The sequence below is a fragment of the Sulfurospirillum diekertiae genome, from assembly GCF_002309535.1.
Lineage (GTDB): Bacteria > Campylobacterota > Campylobacteria > Campylobacterales > Sulfurospirillaceae > Sulfurospirillum > Sulfurospirillum diekertiae.
In genome coordinates, this window is the sequence record NZ_CP023275.1 from 693,554 (window position 1) to 711,732 (window position 18,179).

General features: G+C 38.3%; 16 protein-coding genes. 13 read left to right on the forward strand and 3 right to left on the reverse strand.

Annotated elements, in window-relative coordinates:
* The first annotated feature begins 50 nt into the window (after positions 1 to 50).
* On the forward strand, positions 51 to 1,436 hold the full coding sequence (gene argH, locus SJPD1_RS03580; protein WP_087437931.1) for an argininosuccinate lyase: 1,386 nt from the start codon (positions 51 to 53) through the stop codon (positions 1,434 to 1,436).
* Positions 1,437 to 1,476: 40 nt separating this feature from the next.
* Here argH and SJPD1_RS03585 read toward each other — a convergent pair whose 3' ends face one another.
* Entirely contained in the window at positions 1,477 to 1,869 is a 393-nt protein-coding gene (locus tag SJPD1_RS03585) for a histidine triad nucleotide-binding protein (RefSeq protein ID WP_096045994.1), read from the reverse strand.
* Between the two features lie 100 nt (positions 1,870 to 1,969).
* Here SJPD1_RS03585 and pheS point away from each other — a divergent pair, with 100 nt between their 5' ends.
* From pheS to SJPD1_RS14835, 11 genes are all read left to right on the forward strand, one after another.
* A complete protein-coding gene (gene pheS, locus SJPD1_RS03590; RefSeq protein WP_420855354.1) occupies positions 1,970 to 2,977 on the forward strand; it encodes a phenylalanine--tRNA ligase subunit alpha in 1,008 nt (335 codons plus the stop codon).
* Entirely contained in the window at positions 2,974 to 5,313 is a 2,340-nt protein-coding gene (gene pheT, locus SJPD1_RS03595) for a phenylalanine--tRNA ligase subunit beta (protein WP_096045995.1), read from the forward strand. Before pheS ends, pheT begins: the two co-directional genes overlap by 4 nt.
* Positions 5,310 to 6,593: a 3-phosphoshikimate 1-carboxyvinyltransferase gene (aroA, locus tag SJPD1_RS03600; protein WP_096045996.1), complete on the forward strand. Its 1,284-nt coding sequence runs from the start codon at positions 5,310 to 5,312 to the stop codon at positions 6,591 to 6,593. Before pheT ends, aroA begins: the two co-directional genes overlap by 4 nt.
* Complete coding sequence (locus tag SJPD1_RS03605; protein ID WP_096045997.1) at positions 6,590 to 7,423, forward strand: 4-hydroxy-3-methylbut-2-enyl diphosphate reductase; 834 nt, start codon at positions 6,590 to 6,592, stop codon at positions 7,421 to 7,423. Before aroA ends, SJPD1_RS03605 begins: the two co-directional genes overlap by 4 nt.
* Before the next feature lie 64 nt (positions 7,424 to 7,487).
* Entirely contained in the window at positions 7,488 to 9,164 is a 1,677-nt protein-coding gene (locus tag SJPD1_RS03610; RefSeq protein ID WP_096045998.1) for a 30S ribosomal protein S1, read from the forward strand.
* 3 nt (positions 9,165 to 9,167) lie between these two features.
* Positions 9,168 to 9,656 carry a hypothetical protein gene (locus SJPD1_RS03615; protein ID WP_096045999.1) on the forward strand — a complete coding sequence of 163 codons (489 nt, stop codon included), beginning with the start codon at positions 9,168 to 9,170 and terminating at the stop codon, positions 9,654 to 9,656.
* Positions 9,653 to 11,239, forward strand: a complete 1,587-nt coding sequence (gene serA, locus SJPD1_RS03620; RefSeq protein WP_096046000.1) for a phosphoglycerate dehydrogenase — start codon at positions 9,653 to 9,655, stop codon at positions 11,237 to 11,239. Before SJPD1_RS03615 ends, serA begins: the two co-directional genes overlap by 4 nt.
* A gap of 245 nt (positions 11,240 to 11,484) precedes the next feature.
* Entirely contained in the window at positions 11,485 to 12,822 is a 1,338-nt protein-coding gene (locus SJPD1_RS03625; RefSeq protein ID WP_096046001.1) for a TolC family protein, read from the forward strand.
* Positions 12,819 to 13,625 carry an efflux RND transporter periplasmic adaptor subunit gene (locus SJPD1_RS03630; protein WP_226372239.1) on the forward strand — a complete coding sequence of 269 codons (807 nt, stop codon included), beginning with the start codon at positions 12,819 to 12,821 and terminating at the stop codon, positions 13,623 to 13,625. The genes SJPD1_RS03625 and SJPD1_RS03630 overlap by 4 nt, the downstream gene beginning before the upstream one ends.
* 5 nt (positions 13,626 to 13,630) lie before the next feature.
* On the forward strand, positions 13,631 to 15,223 hold the full coding sequence (locus tag SJPD1_RS14830) for an efflux RND transporter permease subunit (RefSeq protein ID WP_096046002.1): 1,593 nt from the start codon (positions 13,631 to 13,633) through the stop codon (positions 15,221 to 15,223).
* Positions 15,210 to 16,865, forward strand: coding sequence for an efflux RND transporter permease subunit (locus SJPD1_RS14835; RefSeq protein ID WP_338055402.1), 1,656 nt, complete (start codon positions 15,210 to 15,212; stop codon positions 16,863 to 16,865). The genes SJPD1_RS14830 and SJPD1_RS14835 overlap by 14 nt, the downstream gene beginning before the upstream one ends.
* 29 nt (positions 16,866 to 16,894) lie before the next feature.
* Here SJPD1_RS14835 and SJPD1_RS14485 read toward each other — a convergent pair whose 3' ends face one another.
* Positions 16,895 to 17,062, reverse strand: a complete 168-nt coding sequence (locus SJPD1_RS14485; RefSeq protein WP_168171310.1) for a hypothetical protein — start codon at positions 17,060 to 17,062, stop codon at positions 16,895 to 16,897.
* Positions 17,059 to 17,307, reverse strand: coding sequence for a DNA-binding protein (locus SJPD1_RS03645; RefSeq protein ID WP_037958366.1), 249 nt, complete (start codon positions 17,305 to 17,307; stop codon positions 17,059 to 17,061). Before SJPD1_RS03645 ends, SJPD1_RS14485 begins: the two co-directional genes overlap by 4 nt.
* 220 nt (positions 17,308 to 17,527) lie before the next feature.
* On the opposite strand from SJPD1_RS03645, the gene efp reads away from it, so the two are divergent.
* Entirely contained in the window at positions 17,528 to 18,091 is a 564-nt protein-coding gene (gene efp / locus SJPD1_RS03650) for an elongation factor P (RefSeq protein WP_087437940.1), read from the forward strand.
* Positions 18,092 to 18,179 lie beyond the last annotated feature (88 nt).

Genomic DNA, 18,179 nt, shown 5'->3' on the forward strand with positions numbered 1-18,179 from the left:
TACCTTTTGTATATCACAAAATCTAACGCAATTTTATAGGAGATATTTGAATGTCAAAGCTATGGTCTGGCAGATTTGCCGCAAGCGGAGCACAATTACTCGACGAATTTAACGCTTCATTACCTTTCGATAAAAAACTATACGAAGAAGATATTAAAGGCTCAATTGCTCATGCAACAATGCTTGCCAAACAAGGTATTCTTACACAAGATGAAGCCGATCAAATCGCAACTGGTTTATTACAAATCAAACAAGAGATTGAAGCAGGAACCTTTGTTTTTGATATTGCTCACGAAGATATTCATATGTCGGTTGAAACAAGGCTTATTGATCTCATTGGCGAAGCTGGAAAACGCCTTCATACGGCACGTAGCCGTAACGATCAAGTTGCGGTTGATTTTAGATTATACGTTCAAAAACAAAATTTGATCATTGTTCATGTGTTAGAAGAGGTCATTGATGTGTTAATGAGCATTGCCAAAGAGCATACGAACACGCTTCTTCCAGGAATGACGCATCTTCAACATGCACAGCCCATCAACCTTGCCTTTCATCTTTTGGCGTATGTCTCGATGTTTAAACGAGACATAGAACGGCTTGAAAGCTCCTACCAACGCAATAATATTTTGCCTCTTGGGTGCGCAGCCCTTGCGGGGACACCTCATAATATCGATAGAGAGTACGTTGCCAAACTTTTAGGATTTGATAGTGTCAGTGTGAATTGTCTTGATACGGTCAGTGATCGTGACTTTGCATTAGAGATTCTTTTTAATATTGCTACGATTATGATGCATATTTCACGATTTGCCGAAGAGCTTATTTTGTGGTCAAGCTATGAGTTTAAATTTATCACGCTGAGCGATGAATACTCCACCGGTAGTTCCATCATGCCACAAAAGAAAAATCCTGATGTCCCTGAACTCTTACGTGGTAAAACAGGTCGTGTGAATGGCAATCTAATTGGGTTGTTAACCGTTCTTAAAGGGCTTCCTCTAGCGTACAATAAAGATATGCAAGAGGATAAAGAGGGAGTATTTGATAGCGTGGAAACCGTTTATATGTCACTTAATATCCTCAAAGAAGCGGTTCGTACGATGACCATCAATGTGGGACGAATGAAACAAGCGTGTGAAGTGGGGCATTTGAGTGCAACGGATCTTGCAGATTATTTGGTTCAAAAGTGCAATATCCCTTTCCGTGAAGCTCATTTTATCACTGGACGTGCCGTAGCACATGCCGAAGGCTTAGGCATTGATCTTAGTGTTATGAGTGTAGGAGAGCTTCAAAAAGTGGATGCGCGCATTGGTGAAGATGTCAGTGAATATCTCTCTTTAGTTCATTCTATGAATGCACGAACCTCTCAAGGAGGAACAGCCGTTTCTTCTACATGTAAACAGATTGAAATTTTTGAAACATGGAGAAAATTGCGTCATTAAGTAAATCATGAAGAGGTTTTTCCTCTTCATCTATGGTATTTTAAAGAAATTTGTGAGTATCACTATCTACTTTGTGTGCATCATTGTTTGATTTTTTATCACTTGAAAGAGTGTCCCATGAAAGTGGCGCTCCTCCTAGAAGGTGAAAATGTAAATGTAAGACTTCTTGCCCACCATCGCTGCCATTATTAGTAATCAAACGGTATCCGCGTTTATCCAATTCTAAAAGTTTAGCCACTTGCTGAATAAATTCTGTCATTGTAACCATGATTTTTGGATCAACTTCTTGAAAACATTTATACTCTTTTTTGGGAATAATCAAAATGTGTATAGGCGCTTTTGGATTAATATCGTGGAATGCTAAGAAATCCTCATTTTCAAGTACTTTGTTGCAAGGAATCTCACCACTTACAATTTTACTAAAGATCGTCATCGCCTTCTCCTCTTTTTTAGGATGATTTTAACCTTTTATAATTAAAGTTTGACTAAAATGAACGTTCGAATAGACTGAAGAGCGTCATTGATGCTTGTGAATGAAAGGCAACCCTTTGAAAGATATAGAAAATGCGATAGGTTCGTGTACATCGCTTGTTGAATTAGAAAAAATGCGAGTCTCTCTTTTTGGTAAAAAAGGGTATTTTGCTGCACAATTTGAAGAGCTCAAAAAGCTTGATGGTGAAGCAAAAAAAGAATTTGCTCAAAATCTCAATATCAACAAAGAGAATTTTTTAGAACGACTCAATCAAAAAAAGAGTGCACTCGAAAGTGTTATGATTGAAGAGCAAATGCGTAAAAGCAGTGTTGATGTCACACTTTTTAATCAAGAAAGCGCAGCAGGGGCATTGCATCCTGTGATGGATACTATGGATAAAATTATCGAATATTTTGTAAGTATGAACTTTTCGATTGAGGAAGGACCTCTTGTTGAAGATGATTTCCACAATTTTGAAGCGTTAAACCTTCCAAAGTATCATCCAGCACGTGATATGCAAGATACCTTTTATTTTAAAGATTCGATGTTGCTTCGTACGCACACCTCTCCTGTTCAAATTAGAACCATGCTCAAACAAAGTGCACCGATTCGTATGATTTGCCCAGGTGCTGTTTTTAGACGTGATTTTGACATTACGCATACTCCGATGTTTCACCAAGTCGAAGGACTCGTGGTCGATAAAACAGGAAAAGTCTCTTTTGCTAATTTAAAATTTATTCTCGAAGACTTTTTAAAATATATGTTTGGCGATGTTAAAGTACGTTTCCGTCCAAGCTTCTTCCCCTTTACCGAACCTAGTGCAGAAGCGGATATTAGTTGTATTTTTTGTCATGGTGAAGGCTGTCGTGTCTGTTCCCATACCGGCTGGTTGGAAGTATTAGGCTGTGGCGTTGTCGATCCGAATGTCTTTAAAGCCGTTGGGTATAAAGATGTCAGTGGTTATGCCTTTGGACTTGGTGTTGAGCGTTTTGCAATGCTACTGCATCAAATTCCAGATTTAAGGTCTTTATTTGAGGGTGATTTGAGATTATTGGAGCAATTTAGATGATAGTAACGAAACAGTGGTTAAATGAATGGATTGATATCAGTGCGATTGATACGGACAAAATTTCTATAGCACTCAATGCCATTGGTTTAGAAGTTGATGGACTCACAAAAATCAGAATTCCTCAGAATGTTGTTATTGGTCATGTTGTCTCATGTGAGAAGCACCCCAATGCGGATAAACTCAATGTCTGTCACGTTGATGTAGGTACAACTGTTCAGCAAATTGTGTGTGGGGCAAAAAATGTTGCAGCAGGACAGATGGTAGCTGTTGCACTGATTGGCGCAGAACTTCCTGGCGGCATTAAAATCAAAAAAGCGAAACTCAGAGATGTGGAATCCTGCGGTATGATCTGCTCTTCCACAGAGCTTGGACTTCCGAAAATCAATGATGGCATTATGATTTTGGATGAGAGTATTGGAAAGCTAGAGCTTGGAAAACCTCTGTGTGAGTACCCTTTAATCAACGACGATGTGATTGAAATTGGACTAACACCTAACCGAGGTGATTGCCAAAGTGTCTATGGTGTAGCTCGAGATTTGAGTGTCTATTTTGATTTGGAAGTAAAAACATTAGGACAAAAAGAGGAAGAAGAAAACCAACCAGGGGTAGGACGAGTGTTACATCTACACGGTAGTGAAGCACTTTCAGGCTCTTATATGTACAAAGTATTTGACAATAAAGAAATTGGTGTTCCTCTTTTAGTTGAGCTTCGATTAGGTTTTGCTGAGGTTGAATCTTCGTGCTTACTGGGTAAATTGATTGACTACGCAACTTATGTGACAGGTGTACTTCTTCGTGCTTATAATCAAACCTGTTTTGGTGCTAAAGATGATAAAGCAAAAATTACCATTGCTAAAGATGAAAATGGATTAGATGCTATTTATGGTCTGAATGGACAAAAAATAGCGATTGCTGGAGTTGCTCAAATGACTGAGTGCAAAGCCTCAGCAAGTGATGAACGCATTATTATCGAAGCAAATTACACGCATCCAGAAATTATCGCGTCACGGAGTGCCAATAAAAAACTAGGAGCAGATAAACATCTGTATCGCTCTTCACGAGGTAGTGAACCACAGCTTGCTTTTGGGTTAAACTATTTTTTTAAAATGCTTAATAAGCGTTCTAAAATTATGGCTTACGCAGATTCTCAACAAATTACACAAGATTTTGAAGCCAAGATTATCAATATTCACCAAAGTGACTTAACTGAAATGATTGGCGAAGAGATTCCTAAAAATAAGATTATCAAGATTTTGAAGCAGTTGGGATTTGGTGTTAACTTTGCTTTTGAGCAAGATGTGATTAATGTGAAAATTCCACAATTTAGATCAGATGTGATCAATACGCAAGATATCTGCGAAGAGATTGTTCGAATTGTCGGTATTGATAATATTCATTCCAAGCCTTATTCTTTTGCCGAAAAACTTAAAATTAATCAACCTTATCTTAATTTTAAAAAACGACAGATGTATCGTTATAGAGCCGTAGCTGCAGGATTTTTTGAGACATTGCATTTCGTATTTGGTGACAGTGAAAATGCTAAGAAATTTCATTTACCGCTTTTAAATGAAGCACTTGAAGTTGCAAATCCTATTACAAGTGAACTTAATACGCTTCGAAGCTCTTTATTGCCAAATATCTTAAATGCGGTTTCAAATAACCTCAAATTTGGTAAAAAACGCGTAGCCCTTTTTGAAGTAGGAAGTGTTTTTGATAGTGAGAGAACGGAATCTAAAAAAATAGCGTTTGTTTTTAGTGGTGAAAATGGCATTCCTGAGATTTCCAACCATGGAAAACCAAGCAAAATTGATTTTTTTGCCTTTGCAGAAAAAATTCAAAGCGTTCTGAGTAACTTTACACTTCTTCCACTTGAAGAAGTTAATGGTCTTTGCAGCCCCTATGAGGCAGCTCGCGTCATCATTGATGGTGTTGAAGCGGGTTATATGGCACGTGTCAATGTCCAAGTGGAAAAAGAGCTTGATTTAGATCGTACGTATATTTGTGAGCTTGATTTTGAAGCGCTTTCGTATAAACGTAAAGTTGCAAAAGAGTATTCCAAATTACCCTCTTCATCACGTGATCTAAGCCTACTTGTAGATGCAAAAATGCAATACTCAGAGTTAGAGAGTTTTATTACGTCCATTGCTCCTAAAGCTTTAACAAAATTTGCCGTGATTGATCGTTATGTCCATGAAAGTTTGGGGGATAAAGTCAGTCTTACACTTACGTTACAATTTCAATCTTTAGAAAAAACATTTGAAGAAGAAGAAATCGCCTCAATGGTAGAAGCGCTACTTTCAAAAATTCAAGAGAAATTTGGAATTACCATCCGATGAAAACGTTACATGTAAACCCCAAAGTCTCTTTTGAGTTTACAACCGATCAAATTGCCAGCGATAAGTCTATTTCGCATCGCTGTGCGATTTTTTCACTTCTAAGTGATCAACCTTCTATGATCAAAAATTATTTGCCTGCAGAAGATACACTGTGCACACTTAGCATTGTTCAGTCTTTAGGTGCTCAGATTGAAAAAGCAGAAGATGGAACACTGACGATTACGCCACCTCTTAGTATTGTTGAGCCTCCACTTATTTTAGACTGTGGTAATTCGGGTACGGCAATACGCCTTTTAATGGGATTTCTCTCTTCGTGTAAAGGTTTTTTTGTCTTGTATGGAGATCAATACCTTTGTTCTCGTCCCATGCGTCGTGTTGCAGACCCACTACGCAGTATTGGCGCACAGATTGATGGAAGAAGCGAAGGTAACTATGCCCCTCTTGGCATTCGAGGAGAAACGCTTAAAGCATTTTGCTACGAGAGTAAAATTGCTTCGGCTCAAGTGAAGAGTGCGCTTATTTTAGCAGCTCTTCAAGCAGATGGAATTTCAACGTTTAGTGAGCCAGAACTGAGTCGTGATCATAGTGAGCGAATGCTTCGTGGCATGGGTGCTAAAGTGATTTCTGAGGGTTTACATGTAACGATTCATCCTCAAAGTACACCTTTGAAACCTTTAAAAATGACTGTCCCGAATGATCCATCCAGTGGATTTTTCTTTGCTGTTGCCGCTGCAATTAATGCGGGGAGTTCTGTGACACTCCACAATATGCTTTTAAATCCCACACGCATTGAAGCCTATAAAGTACTTGCACGCATGGGAGCTGAGGTTCAGTTTATTGAACAAGAGAGTATGTATGAAAGTGTCGGTGATATTGTCATCACAGGTAAAGAGCTCCATGGTGTTGATGTCACTGATAATATTTCATGGCTGATTGATGAATTGCCTGCTCTTTCGATTGCTTTTGCCTGTGCTAAAGGCAAAAGCCTTGTCAAAAATGCACACGAATTGCGTGTAAAAGAGAGTGATCGCATCTCCAGTGTAGTGAAAAATCTTCGCTTGTGTGGTATGGAAGTTGAAGAGTTTGACGATGGTTATGCCGTACACGGTGGAGAACTAAAAAGCGCTACAATTAACAGCTTTGGAGACCATAGAATTGCAATGAGTTTTGCCATTGCAGGAACGCGTGTGAGCATGGTAATTGAGGATATTGACTGCATTAACACTTCTTTCCCTAACTTCATTGAGTTACTTTCTCAAATAGGAAATGTGAACACATGAAAATTAAACTTGCTACCAGTTATGGTTTTTGTTTTGGCGTGAAGCGTGCCATCAAAATCGCAGAAAATACTAAAAATGCTTCAACCATTGGACCGCTCATTCACAACAATGAAGAGATTAACCGTTTGAGTGAAAATTTTAATGTCAAAACATTGCATGATATTAAAGAGGCGGATGGTGTTGGTAAAGCAATTATTCGGACACATGGTATTCCTAAAAAAGATTTGGAGATGCTTCTTAAAAGTAATGTTCAAGTCATAAATGCTACTTGCCCTTATGTGACAAAACCCCAAGAAATTTGTGAAAAAATGAGTATGGAAGGGTATGAGATTGTCATTTTTGGCGATGCCGATCATCCCGAAGTAAAGGGCGTTGAAAGCTATGCAATTCATGGTGCTCATGTGGTACAAAGTGTGGAAGAACTCGAAAAAGTAAACTTTAAAGGCAATAAAATCGCGGTGGTTTCACAAACGACGCGGAAGATCAGTGAATTTTTAGAGATTACCAATTATTTAGAGACACGTTACAAAGAGGTGAGAGTTTTTAACACCATCTGTAATGCCACTTTTGAGAACCAAGATGCGGCAAGAGAACTTGCAAAAGAAGCTGATGTTGTGGTTGTCATTGGTGGGAAAAACTCTTCAAATACCAAGCAATTACATAGTATTTGTAAAGAATATTGTGTGGATAGTTTTTTAGTGGAAAGCGAAAAAGATTTAGATCCAAGTTGGTTTAGCGGAAAAACGCTTTGTGGCGTGACTGCGGGCGCTTCAACGCCGGATTGGATAATCGAAAAAATAGTTGGAAAAATCAGCGAAATTAAAGTATAATAGGCAACTTTTACATGTTTACATGTAGCTAAATGTGTCAAAAATCAATCAAAAAGGGTATAAAATGGTAAATGAGGCGAACAAAGCTGTTCATACTGACGCCGTAGACGAGCATGAGGAGATGGATTTTGCGGCTATGTTGGAAGAGTCTTTCAAAGATTCTGAGAGAGATGCACTCATCAATGGTGTTGTTGTAGCGATCAAAGAAGATGTTATCTTAGTGGATGTGGGTAAGAAGTCTGAGGGACGTCTGAACGCATCTGAGGTTACAGATGAAAATGGCAACATAACATGCAAAGTGGGAGATGTAATCCCTGTAGTTATTACAGGATTCAGAAACGAAAGACCAGCGGTTTCGCACAAAAAGGCCCTTCGTAAAGGTCATATTAAATCATTTATCGCTGAATATAAAGAAGAAGACGATATTGCTCTTGATGTTAAAATCACTGGCAAAAATAAAGGTGGATTTATCGCTGAGAACGCTGAAGGTATCGAATTTTTCCTCCCACGTTCTCAAGCTGCGGTCAAAGATATGAACGCACTTATGGGTAAATCACTCAAAGTTAAAATTATTAAAATTGACACCGACACAGAATCTATCATCATTTCTCGCAAAAAATTCTTGGATGACGAACGCAAAAAACGCAAAGAGATCGTTCAAGAGTTGATTGACCGTGACGAAGTGGTTGAAGGAACCATTAAAAAAATCACTACCTACGGTATGTTTGTAGACGTTGGTGGTATTGATGGCTTAGTTCATTACAGCGAAATCAGTTATAAAGGTCCAGTAAACCCTGGTACACTTTATAAAGAGGGTGAAGTCATTCCTGTTAAAGCGATCAAATATGACAAAGATAAACGTCATCTTTCTCTTTCTGTAAAAGCTGCGATGCCTGATCCTTGGGATGAGATTAAAGATGAATTAGAGACAGGTGATTCGATTCAAGTTACCATCAGCAATATTGAGCCTTATGGTGCGTTTGTTGATCTTGGTAATGACATCGAAGGTTTCTTACATATCTCTGAAATTTCATGGGATAAAAATATCAAACACCCACGCGATTATATTGAAGAGGGACAAGTGGTTGATGTTGAAGTCATCGAAATTGATGCAAAAGAGAGACGTTTACGTGTATCACTCAAAAACGTACTTCCAAAACCATTTGATGATTTTATGAAAAAATTCAAAGTAGGTGATGTTGTTAAAGGTGAAATCACTACCATCACAAACTTTGGTGCTTTTGTTAAAATCGGTGGTATTGAAGGTCTTTTACATAATGAAGATGCTTCTTGGGATCGCAATAATAAATGTAAAGAGCTTTTCACTGTTGGTACTGAGGTTGAAGTCAAAATCGTTAAAATTGATGAAGAGACTGAAAAAGTATCTCTTAGCAAAAAAGAGCTTGAAGACAGCCCAATTCAAAAATATGCGAAATCTCATGAAAATGGTGACATTGTTCACGGTAAAATCAGAGATATTAAAGAATTTGGTATTTTTGTTGAGCTTGAGGACAATGTTGACGCATTGATTCGTAAAGAAGATTTGGGTCAGGTTAATGAAGCAGATTTGAAAATTGGTGATGAAATTGAAGCAGCCATTACCTTTATTGATGACAAAAAAAATCGTATCCGCCTTTCTGTAAGACGTCTTTCAAAATTGAAAGAAAGAGAAGCGCTTAAAGAGATCAATAAAGAAGAGAAAATGACGCTCGGAGATATTTTAAAAGATCAACTGAAATAATCGATGCAAAAAAAAGTACTTGGCGCAGTTTTTTTACTCCTCTTTGCAGGGGTAGGATTTTTCCTCTATAAACTTCTTCATCAAAATGTAGATGTTACTGTTGAGGTCGCCAAGTATGAATCTCCGAAAAAGCAAGAAATCAAACAAGAAACATCGGAAATAGTTTGGATCAAAGAGATGGCACATAAAGATGCGAGGGAGTTTGTATTTCCTGTGAACGAGCTCTTTATGCAAATTGATTCGTTTGGGCAAAAAAGTGGTAGTGGCGGTAAGTTAAAGTCATTTCGCTTGGTGATTGATCGAGTGGATCGCTACTCTCTTTTTTGTATTATCCAGACACTCACCTCTTTGCACCTACCCTATATGGTGATAAAGGAAGATAAAGTTCCACTCATTTATATAGAAGAAAAAAGTGAGAAACAGCTAAACCAAGTTGTTCTTGAACTTGAAAAATACGATATAAAATCAAAAATTGTCGAGGTTTGGTTATGAAACAGAAGAAAATCATTGTATGCGATGCAATCCACGAAAAAGGTTTTCAAATCTTACGTGCTGAGAAGGATATAGAAGTTATTGACGCTGTGCGTTTACCCAAAGATGAACTTTTAAAAATAATCGGTGACTGTGATGTTGCTATTACACGTAGTTCTACCGATGTTGATGAAAAATTTCTCAATGCGGCTACCAATTTAAAAGCAATTGTCAGAGCAGGCGTGGGTGTTGACAACGTAGATCAAGATGGTTGTAGTAGACGTGGTATCATTGCTATGAACGTACCAACAGCCAATACCATTGCTGCTGTAGAACTTACTATGGCACATCTGTTAGGAACAGCACGTAGCTTTGTGAATGCCAATAATCACCTCAAAATCGAGCGAGTATGGAATCGTGAAAAATGGTATGGTGTTGAGCTTTGTGAAAAACGTCTTGGAGTAATCGGTTTCGGTAATATTGGTAGTCGTGTTGCCATCCGTGCGAAAGCCTTTGGCATGGAAGTAATTGCCTATGATCCGTATATCTCTGCTTCAAAAGTAACTGACCTTGGAATGACCTATACTGAAAATTTTGATGATATCTTAGCTTGTGATTTTATTACGATTCATACTCCTAAAAATAAAGAGACTATTAACATCATCTCACATGATGAAATTGCAAAGATGAAAGATGGTGTGCGTCTTATTAACTGTGCACGCGGTGGTTTGTACAATGAAGAAGCCTTATTTGAAGGTATCAAAAGTGGGAAAATAGCCTTTGCAGGTATTGATGTTTTCTCAAAAGAGCCCGCAACGAGTCATCCACTCTTAGACCTTGAGCATATCTGTGTTACCCCACATTTGGGTGCAAATACCCTTGAATCTCAAGAGAAAATTGCAATCCAAGCGGCTGAAAATGCAATTAGTGCCGCACGTGGTATCAGTTACCCAAATGCGCTTAACTTACCAATTAAAGCTGAAGATATTCCCGCCTTTATTGAACCGTATTTAGAGCTTGTTCAAAAAATGGGTTTCTTGGCAGCTCAGCTTAATCGTTCTGCAATTAAGTCTGTTAAACTTGAGTTAGAAGGTGATATTGGTGCTTATGCCAAATCACTGCTCACCTTTGGAATTGTGGGCTCTCTTAAAGAAGCCAATGAAAATAAAATCAACTATGTTAATGCAGAGTTTGTTGCTAAAGAAAAAAATATTGAAACAAAGTTTGAAGTTATCAACAGTACCAGTGGCTATAAAAATCAAGCGACATTAATTTTAACAACGGAAAAAGATGTTGTGAGTATTAGCGGAACGGTTTTTGGTGAGAATGAACAACGTATTGTAGGTATTAATGGATTTAAATTTGACTTTAAACCAAAAGGCAAAATGATTATCTTTAAAAACCATGACGTACCGGGCGTTATTGCGCATATTGCTTCCACTTTAGCCAAAGAAGGGATTAATATTGCGGACTTTAGGCTGGGTCGTGGTGCTAATAAATTTGCAATGGCTGTTATCTTGGTTGATACAGATATTGATAAAAAAATCATTGCAGAGCTCAATCATCTTGAAACATGTGTTTGGGTTGAGTACGCTGTTTTATAATTTATTTCGATCATTTGAAGAAGAGGCATGTTTAAGACATGTTCTTCTTTTCTTCTGTTTTTTGTTTAAATAAAGTTAACTTATATTGAACAATACTCAATCCTATGGGCTTCAAAATCTATTTTAAAAAGTAAAATTTTATTATCTTTTCCTAAAACATTGTGCTTAATTATTTTTGATAAATAAACAAATATTATAAATTTGATAATATTGTTCTCATTAATGAAATAAGGGTAGGGTTTTACATGAAACTATTTTTTTTAGCTTTAATCACGTTAGGCATCTGTTTTGCGCAAGATGGATTGAGTTTAGAAAATGCCATTACAAAAGTAAAAGCCAATAACCAAGAAATTGCTATTGCAAAATTTGATGAGCAAATCAAAACATTAGAACATCAAGCGGCCGTTGGGCAAAACTATGGAAGTTTGGATCTCTCTCAAGCGGCACTTCGCAGTAATGATGCGTTGAATATTTTTGGCTACAAACTTCAATCTCGTCAAGCAACGTTTGCCGATTTTGGCTTTAAGCAATTTAGTGGTAGCAACTATATGTTAGCGCCCAATGATCTTAACAACCCCTCAGATCGTAACCATTTTCAAACTAAAATCGAATACACATTGCCTCTTTACACAGGTGGCAAAATAGAGCAATACGGTAAGATCACCAAAGCACTTCAAGAGATGAGTACGTTAGATCGTGAAGCCTTAACTCTTGAAAAAATCTATGAGCTTAAAAAGAGTTTTTTTGCGATTTCTCTTTTAGACAACTATCTTTATAACCTTCACATTATTGCTACCAATACAACAAAATTAGAAGCGACAACCGAAGCGATGATGCAAGAAGGCTACGTTAAAAAGGTCGATCTTTTAGAAGTACAAAGCAAACAAGCCGATGTTGAACGCCTCATTAAACAAGCAGAAGCCAATAGAACACTGTTATATTACTTTATCTCTTATTTGGTGGGTGAGCCTGTCACTGCAATTCAAGGAAATTACGAAGAGGCTGAAACGCTTTTGAGTTCGGATGAACGCGTGTTGAATGATAATCTTGATATTAAAAAAGCAGCACAGGGTGTGGAAATTTCCAAGATGAATATCGCTTTGCAAGAGAGTGCTTTTTTACCCCAAGTGGGAGCTTTTGCCAATTATGGCAGCAGCGATGAAAAACTGATGAATGATTTTTCTAAAAATGATGCTTACACCGTAGGTTTGCAAATTAAATTGAATATTTTTAATGGTGGAACGGATAAAAATAATTTAGAAAAAGCACGCGTGGAGCATCTCAAAGCTTCCCAACAGCTTCAGTTAGCCAAAAATAGTATTGCTTTATCTTTCAAGCAAATTCAAACGCAAATTCAAAGCCATGAATATGAAATACAGAGTTTAAAAAAAGAGGTGGAATTAGCACATATGATTTATGAAAATTATGCGGGAAGATATGCTGAAAAAATCACTTCAATCAACGAGGTTCTCATGAAACAATCCGAAGAGTTGACCAAAGTGCTCAGACTAAAAGAGGTGCAAAATGCACGCAACGAAAAGATCTTTGAGCTCCAAAAATTAGCCAGTAAGGAAATACAGTGAAATCTTTACATGTAAAGAGTGTTTTACTCTGTTTTATGATGAGTATGTCACTTCATGCAACAAGCCTAACCCTCAGTGGTAGCGTTATATCTGAAAATCAAAAGAGTCTCTCGAGCCGTTATATGGGCTATGTCAAGAGTGTGAATGTGAACGAAGGTGATGTGGTTAAAAAGGGGACACTGTTGTACAGCATTGACTCTAAAGAGGTCGATACGGCACTAGAGCAGAGTGATCTTGCTATCGCACAAGCGGAGCTTTCCTTGTCAACAGTTGAAAATCAATATGCTAATTCCAAACTCAATTTAGAGCGCTATGAACGTTTATTGGCAAAAGATATGGTTTCAAAGTATGAGGTGGAAAACTTGGCGCTTGCTACGACCAATCTTAAGGCAACCGTAGAGATTGCTAAAAAACAGGTCGCTTCTGCCAAACAAAAACGCCAAGAGGTGCAAAACCAGTATCAATACCTTAAGATCAAAGCGCCCAATGACAGTGTGGTGATCGAAAAGCATATTAAAGAGGGAGAAATGGCACTCTCGGGTGTGACGACATTGGTGCTTGCCGATTTGAGTGCTCTCAAAATAACAACGGAGATTGCAGAGAGCTACCTTGGCAGTGTTAAGGTAGGGGATATCGCACGTGTGGAAGTCCCTTCCATTGGGTGTATCAGTGAAGGAAAAATTGAAGCGATTATTCCTAGCTCTAACCCTATGGCACACACATTTAAGATGAAACTCTCTTTTACATGTAAAGATGCTAAAGCGTACCCAGGAATGTATGCTGTTGTGAGCATCGGTGAGTAGGTATCATGAATAAATACAAAGAAAAATACTTAGCAGGCTATTTAGCTCGCCTCTTTTTACGCAATCCTTTAACGATGATTTTAGGGATTGCCCTTATCTCCTTAGGGGTTGTGGCACTCTCTTTAATGCCAAGAGAAGAAGATCCTCAGATTTCGATTAGCGGCGGTGTAGTGATTGTCTCCATGCCAGGGGCTAGTGCAGCTGAGATTGAGCAGATGGTTGTACGTCCACTGGAGAGACGCATTAAAGAAATTAAAGGTGTGGAGCATATTTACGGGGTTGCAAGTGATAATGTGGGCATTGTAAATGTTATGTATTACATTGGTGAAAACCGAGAAGCTTCGAATCTCAAGCTCTACGATAAAGTCATGCAAAATATGGATCAAATGCCTGAAGGTGCGACAACACCGCTTGTCCGACCTTTTGATATTGACATTGATATACCGATCCTCTCTATTGCTTTTTACGCTAAAACAGCGCAGAGTGTGGATAATGTTGCCCTCTATAAGCGTGTTGATGCGTTTCGCAATTCACTGGGAAATGTTCCCAATGTGGCTAAAACAGAGATCAAAGGGGAGCATAAAGAGCAGTTTAATATTGAGATTGACCTCTCGCGTCTTGCAGGGTATCATCTCTCGTTGGATCAAATAATCGCTTCTTTAAAATCACTGACCGCTTCTTCTCCTGAAGTCAAAAATCGTACCCAAGAGGGAAAGCTGGTCGTTTTTGGTGTTAAAAATGCATTGGAAACTATCCAAGATATTCAAAATCTGATTGTTGCCAATTATGGCGGTTCTGTGGTGTATCTAAAAGATATTGCCACCGTTCATTTGGGGGATGACATTCAAAATAAAAAGAGTGCACAGATCAGTTATAAGCAAGGTGAGAATTTTACACCGCTACAAGATCAAGTCACGTTGAGTGTTTCCAAGCTCAAAGGCTCCAATGCTGTGGTCATTGCAGATGATGTTGTGAAACGACTTGAAGCAAGTAAAGAGGCATTAGCGAAAGAGGGAATTGGGACTATTGTGACGCGAAATTATGGCGAGCGTGCCAATGAAGCGGTCAATGAACTGGTCTTTCACCTGCTTATCTCCATTGTGATTATCGCGCTTTTATTGATTTTTATTTTAGGTTGGAGGGAAGGGCTGATTGTGACGCTCACCGTTCCTGCTATTTTGGCGATTACCATTTTTATTGCCTACATGAGCGGTCAAACGATTAACCGTATTACCTTGTTTGCCTTTTTGCTGAGCCTTGGGCTTTTGGTCGATGATGCCATTGTCGTCATCGAAAATATTCATCGCCATTTGCACAGTAAAGATGCTCATGATAAAGAGATGGATGAATTGCTCATTGAGGCGACCGATGAGATTGGAGCACCTACTAATTTAGCAACGATAGCGATTATTTTGACGATGGTTCCGATGGCATTTGTTGGGCAAATGATGGGCGAATTTATGAAGCCTATACCGCTGAATGTGCCCGTTGCGATGCTGGCTTCGCTTTTGATCGCCTATATCTTCACGCCATTTCTAGCCAAGAAATTTTTGAAAAAACCAACGCATGCCAAAGGAGAGAATGATGCAGAAATTTGAGCAGTTTATTCACTCTATTTTGGTGGAAGAGCGTAAAAAAAAGCTGGTCTTGCTGTTTACACTTTTAGCTTTTGTCGCAGCAGTGATGATGTTTCCCACAAAAATTGTTTTGGCCAAAATGTTGCCGGGTAAAAGTACTAACACGTTTTCAATCTATATTGATCTTCCCAATGGAAGCTCTTATCAAGAAACAAATACAGTAAATGCGTGTGTGGTAGGTATTTTACAAAAAGAGAAAGAGGTTGAGAACATTGAAGTCTTTAATGGCATGGGCTCACCTTTGGATTATGCAGGGTTGGTAAAAGGCTCTGGGCTGAAGAGTGGCGAATATGTGAGTGAAATCGTGGTCAATCTCAGCGATTTGCATCAGCGTAATGAGCGTTCTTTTGCCATGGTGCATCGCTTACGTCCGATCATCCAAAAAAGCTGTGAAACTTTGATTGCTCAAACCTCCATTAAGATGGTGGAACAACCTGCAGGCCCTCCAACCATGGCAGCGCTTGTGGTCGAACTGTATGGCGATAATGCGTCTGCATTGAATGCCCTTGGGCAAAGGATCAAACAGATATTGGCTCAAACGAAAGACCTTGTGGATGTCGATATGTTGGCAGATAAGATCTTTGATAAGTATGTTCTTGTCCCCGATAAAGAAAAAGTGATTCGTTCTCATCTAAGTCTTGCACAGATTAACGAGCTATTGTATTTGAGCTTTGAAGGGGAGCATGTTGCTCACAAAAACAGTGAAAGTTCGCCTTCTCAAATCCCACTTTTTGTGGTTTTAAGTGAAGCTTCTAAGTCACTTCCTTATGCTTCTAAAGAGGAGTTAAGTGCCAAACTAAGCGCTTTAAAGTTAATGAATACACAAGGCATGATGGTTCCTCTTTCTGAAGTGGTACACGTCGAAAAAGTGAAGTCAACGCCAACCATTATGTCAAAAAATTTGCAGAAAATGGTGAGCATTGTTGCCGAAGCAGATTTGGTTTCTCAGGTCTATCCACTTTTGGATGCACGCAGTCGTATTCAAGATACTTTGAAAGATGAATTTGAGATTAGTCGAAGCCACCTCTTTGATTTGACGCTCAAAGATAAAAAGAGTGGCGAGGTATTTAATCTTGTCTGGGATGGTGAGATGAAAGTAACAATGGATACCTTTCGAGATCTTGGTGGAGCTTTCATTGCAGCGCTTATTCTGATTTTCTTGTTAATGGTCGTTTATTATAAAAGCTTTGCACTCTCTGGCATCGTGCTTTTAGGGAGTTTCCTCTCCATTATTGGGGTTATCGTTGGGCATTGGATCATGGATTTGTTTACACCAACGACCTTTTTTCTCACGGCAACATCACTGATTGGTTTCATTTCATTGATGGGCATTAGCTCTAGAAATGCACTGTTATTGATTGATTTTACCAAGACGTTAATGACTCAAGGAATGGATAAAAAAGAGGCGATTGCCAAAGCGAGTGCTACCAGAGCAAAACCGATTGTTCTGACGGCTGCGGCGATTATTTTAGCGAGTACACTCTTGGCAACCGATCCTATTTTTGGTGGGTTGGGTGTTGCGTTGATCTTTGGAACTATTGCGGCGGTTATTGTATCGTTAATCGTTGTTCCTGTGCTGATGAGTAGCACGAAAGCGATCTAAAGACAGTTACATGTAAAGCATAAGGAAACTTATCGTTTTACATGTAAAAATTTTCTGCGGGTTAAAACCAATAAGCGCATCACACGAAAAGCAAAAAGACGTTTGTTGATAATACTCATTTTACGACAATTCTCATTTTTTAAACATTCAAATACTTCTTCTAATGCCAATTTCTCACTTACAGATAAGTTTGTCATACCGTTCCTTTTTGCCCGTCATTAATCTTACGTACCAACCTCACAATATCTTCATCTTTTAACATACCCAACATATTAAAAACCACTGGAATTCCCATGGGTGCGCTACTACCGAGTCTCCACTCTTGATAAGTACGCATGGATATTCCAAAAGTTTCTGCCATCTTTTTTTGAGAAATCTTCTTCCCCATGTTTTCGGCTTCAATGGCATTATGCAAAAGATTGATGATATCGCTTGTTTTCATCGTATTATAGTACAAAAAAATGTATTAAACATAAATTAAAACGTATTAAACATACTAATTAATTTATATTTTAAACTTTTTATAGAATATTATATCGTTTATATTGTTAAATAAGTTATTTATATTGATTTAAATATACAATATATTGTATAAAAATAGGTGATTTTGTTGTCGCCACTTTTTTCGCTATAATGATGAAAACTAAAATTTAGGAGAATGTATGGCCTCTATTTCAATGGGCGACTTAAAAAAAGGGTTAAAGATCGAAATTAACGGTACACCGTATAAAATCGTAGAGTATCAACATGTTAAACCGGGCAAGGGTGCGGCATTTGTACGCTGTAAAATCAAATCATTTATGGATGGCAAAGTGATCGAAAAAACATTTCATGCAGGCGATAAATGTGAAACACCACATCTTGAAGATAAAATCATGCAGTTTTTGTATGATGATGGTGAGTTCTTACAATTTATGGACAGCGTATCGTATGAGCAAATTGCCTTATCACACGATCAAGTGGGCGAAGCAGCGGACTGGATCATTGATGGTATGAATGTAGATATGCTGTACCATAATGGTAAACCTATCAGCGTTGAAGCACCTCAATTTGTTGAGCTTAAAATCGTTGAGACTCCTCCTAACTTTAAAGGAGATACTCAAGGTGGTAAAAAACCTGCAACGCTTGAGAGTGGTGCTGTTGTTCAAGTACCTTTCCACGTGGTTGAAGGCGATGTCATCAAAGTTGACACCGTTCGCGGCGAGTATTTAGAAAAAGTCAAATAATCTTACATGTAAAAACATAGTACAGGTGATTGTACTATGTTTTTACGCTCTCTCCTCTCTGCTTTCATGTTATAATAACTCCAACTCA

Excerpts from the sequence above, each read along its gene's own strand:
- argH (WP_087437931.1), top strand. The coding sequence starts at position 51 with ATGTCAAAGCTATGGTCTGGCAGATTTGCCGCAAGCGGAGCACAATTA.
- SJPD1_RS03610 (WP_096045998.1), top strand. The coding sequence starts at position 7,488 with ATGGTAAATGAGGCGAACAAAGCTGTTCATACTGACGCCGTAGACGAG.
- SJPD1_RS03585 (WP_096045994.1), bottom strand. The coding sequence starts at position 1,869 with ATGACGATCTTTAGTAAAATTGTAAGTGGTGAGATTCCTTGCAACAAA.
- SJPD1_RS03605 (WP_096045997.1), top strand. The coding sequence starts at position 6,590 with ATGAAAATTAAACTTGCTACCAGTTATGGTTTTTGTTTTGGCGTGAAG.
- SJPD1_RS03645 (WP_037958366.1), bottom strand. The coding sequence starts at position 17,307 with ATGAAAACAAGCGATATCATCAATCTTTTGCATAATGCCATTGAAGCC.
- aroA (WP_096045996.1), top strand. The coding sequence starts at position 5,310 with ATGAAAACGTTACATGTAAACCCCAAAGTCTCTTTTGAGTTTACAACC.
- pheS (WP_420855354.1), top strand. The coding sequence starts at position 1,970 with ATGAAAGGCAACCCTTTGAAAGATATAGAAAATGCGATAGGTTCGTGT.
- SJPD1_RS03625 (WP_096046001.1), top strand. The coding sequence starts at position 11,485 with ATGAAACTATTTTTTTTAGCTTTAATCACGTTAGGCATCTGTTTTGCG.
- SJPD1_RS14485 (WP_168171310.1), bottom strand. The coding sequence starts at position 17,062 with ATGACAAACTTATCTGTAAGTGAGAAATTGGCATTAGAAGAAGTATTT.
- SJPD1_RS03615 (WP_096045999.1), top strand. The coding sequence starts at position 9,168 with ATGCAAAAAAAAGTACTTGGCGCAGTTTTTTTACTCCTCTTTGCAGGG.
- SJPD1_RS14835 (WP_338055402.1), top strand. The coding sequence starts at position 15,210 with ATGCAGAAATTTGAGCAGTTTATTCACTCTATTTTGGTGGAAGAGCGT.
- serA (WP_096046000.1), top strand. The coding sequence starts at position 9,653 with ATGAAACAGAAGAAAATCATTGTATGCGATGCAATCCACGAAAAAGGT.
- efp (WP_087437940.1), top strand. The coding sequence starts at position 17,528 with ATGGCCTCTATTTCAATGGGCGACTTAAAAAAAGGGTTAAAGATCGAA.
- SJPD1_RS14830 (WP_096046002.1), top strand. The coding sequence starts at position 13,631 with ATGAATAAATACAAAGAAAAATACTTAGCAGGCTATTTAGCTCGCCTC.
- pheT (WP_096045995.1), top strand. The coding sequence starts at position 2,974 with ATGATAGTAACGAAACAGTGGTTAAATGAATGGATTGATATCAGTGCG.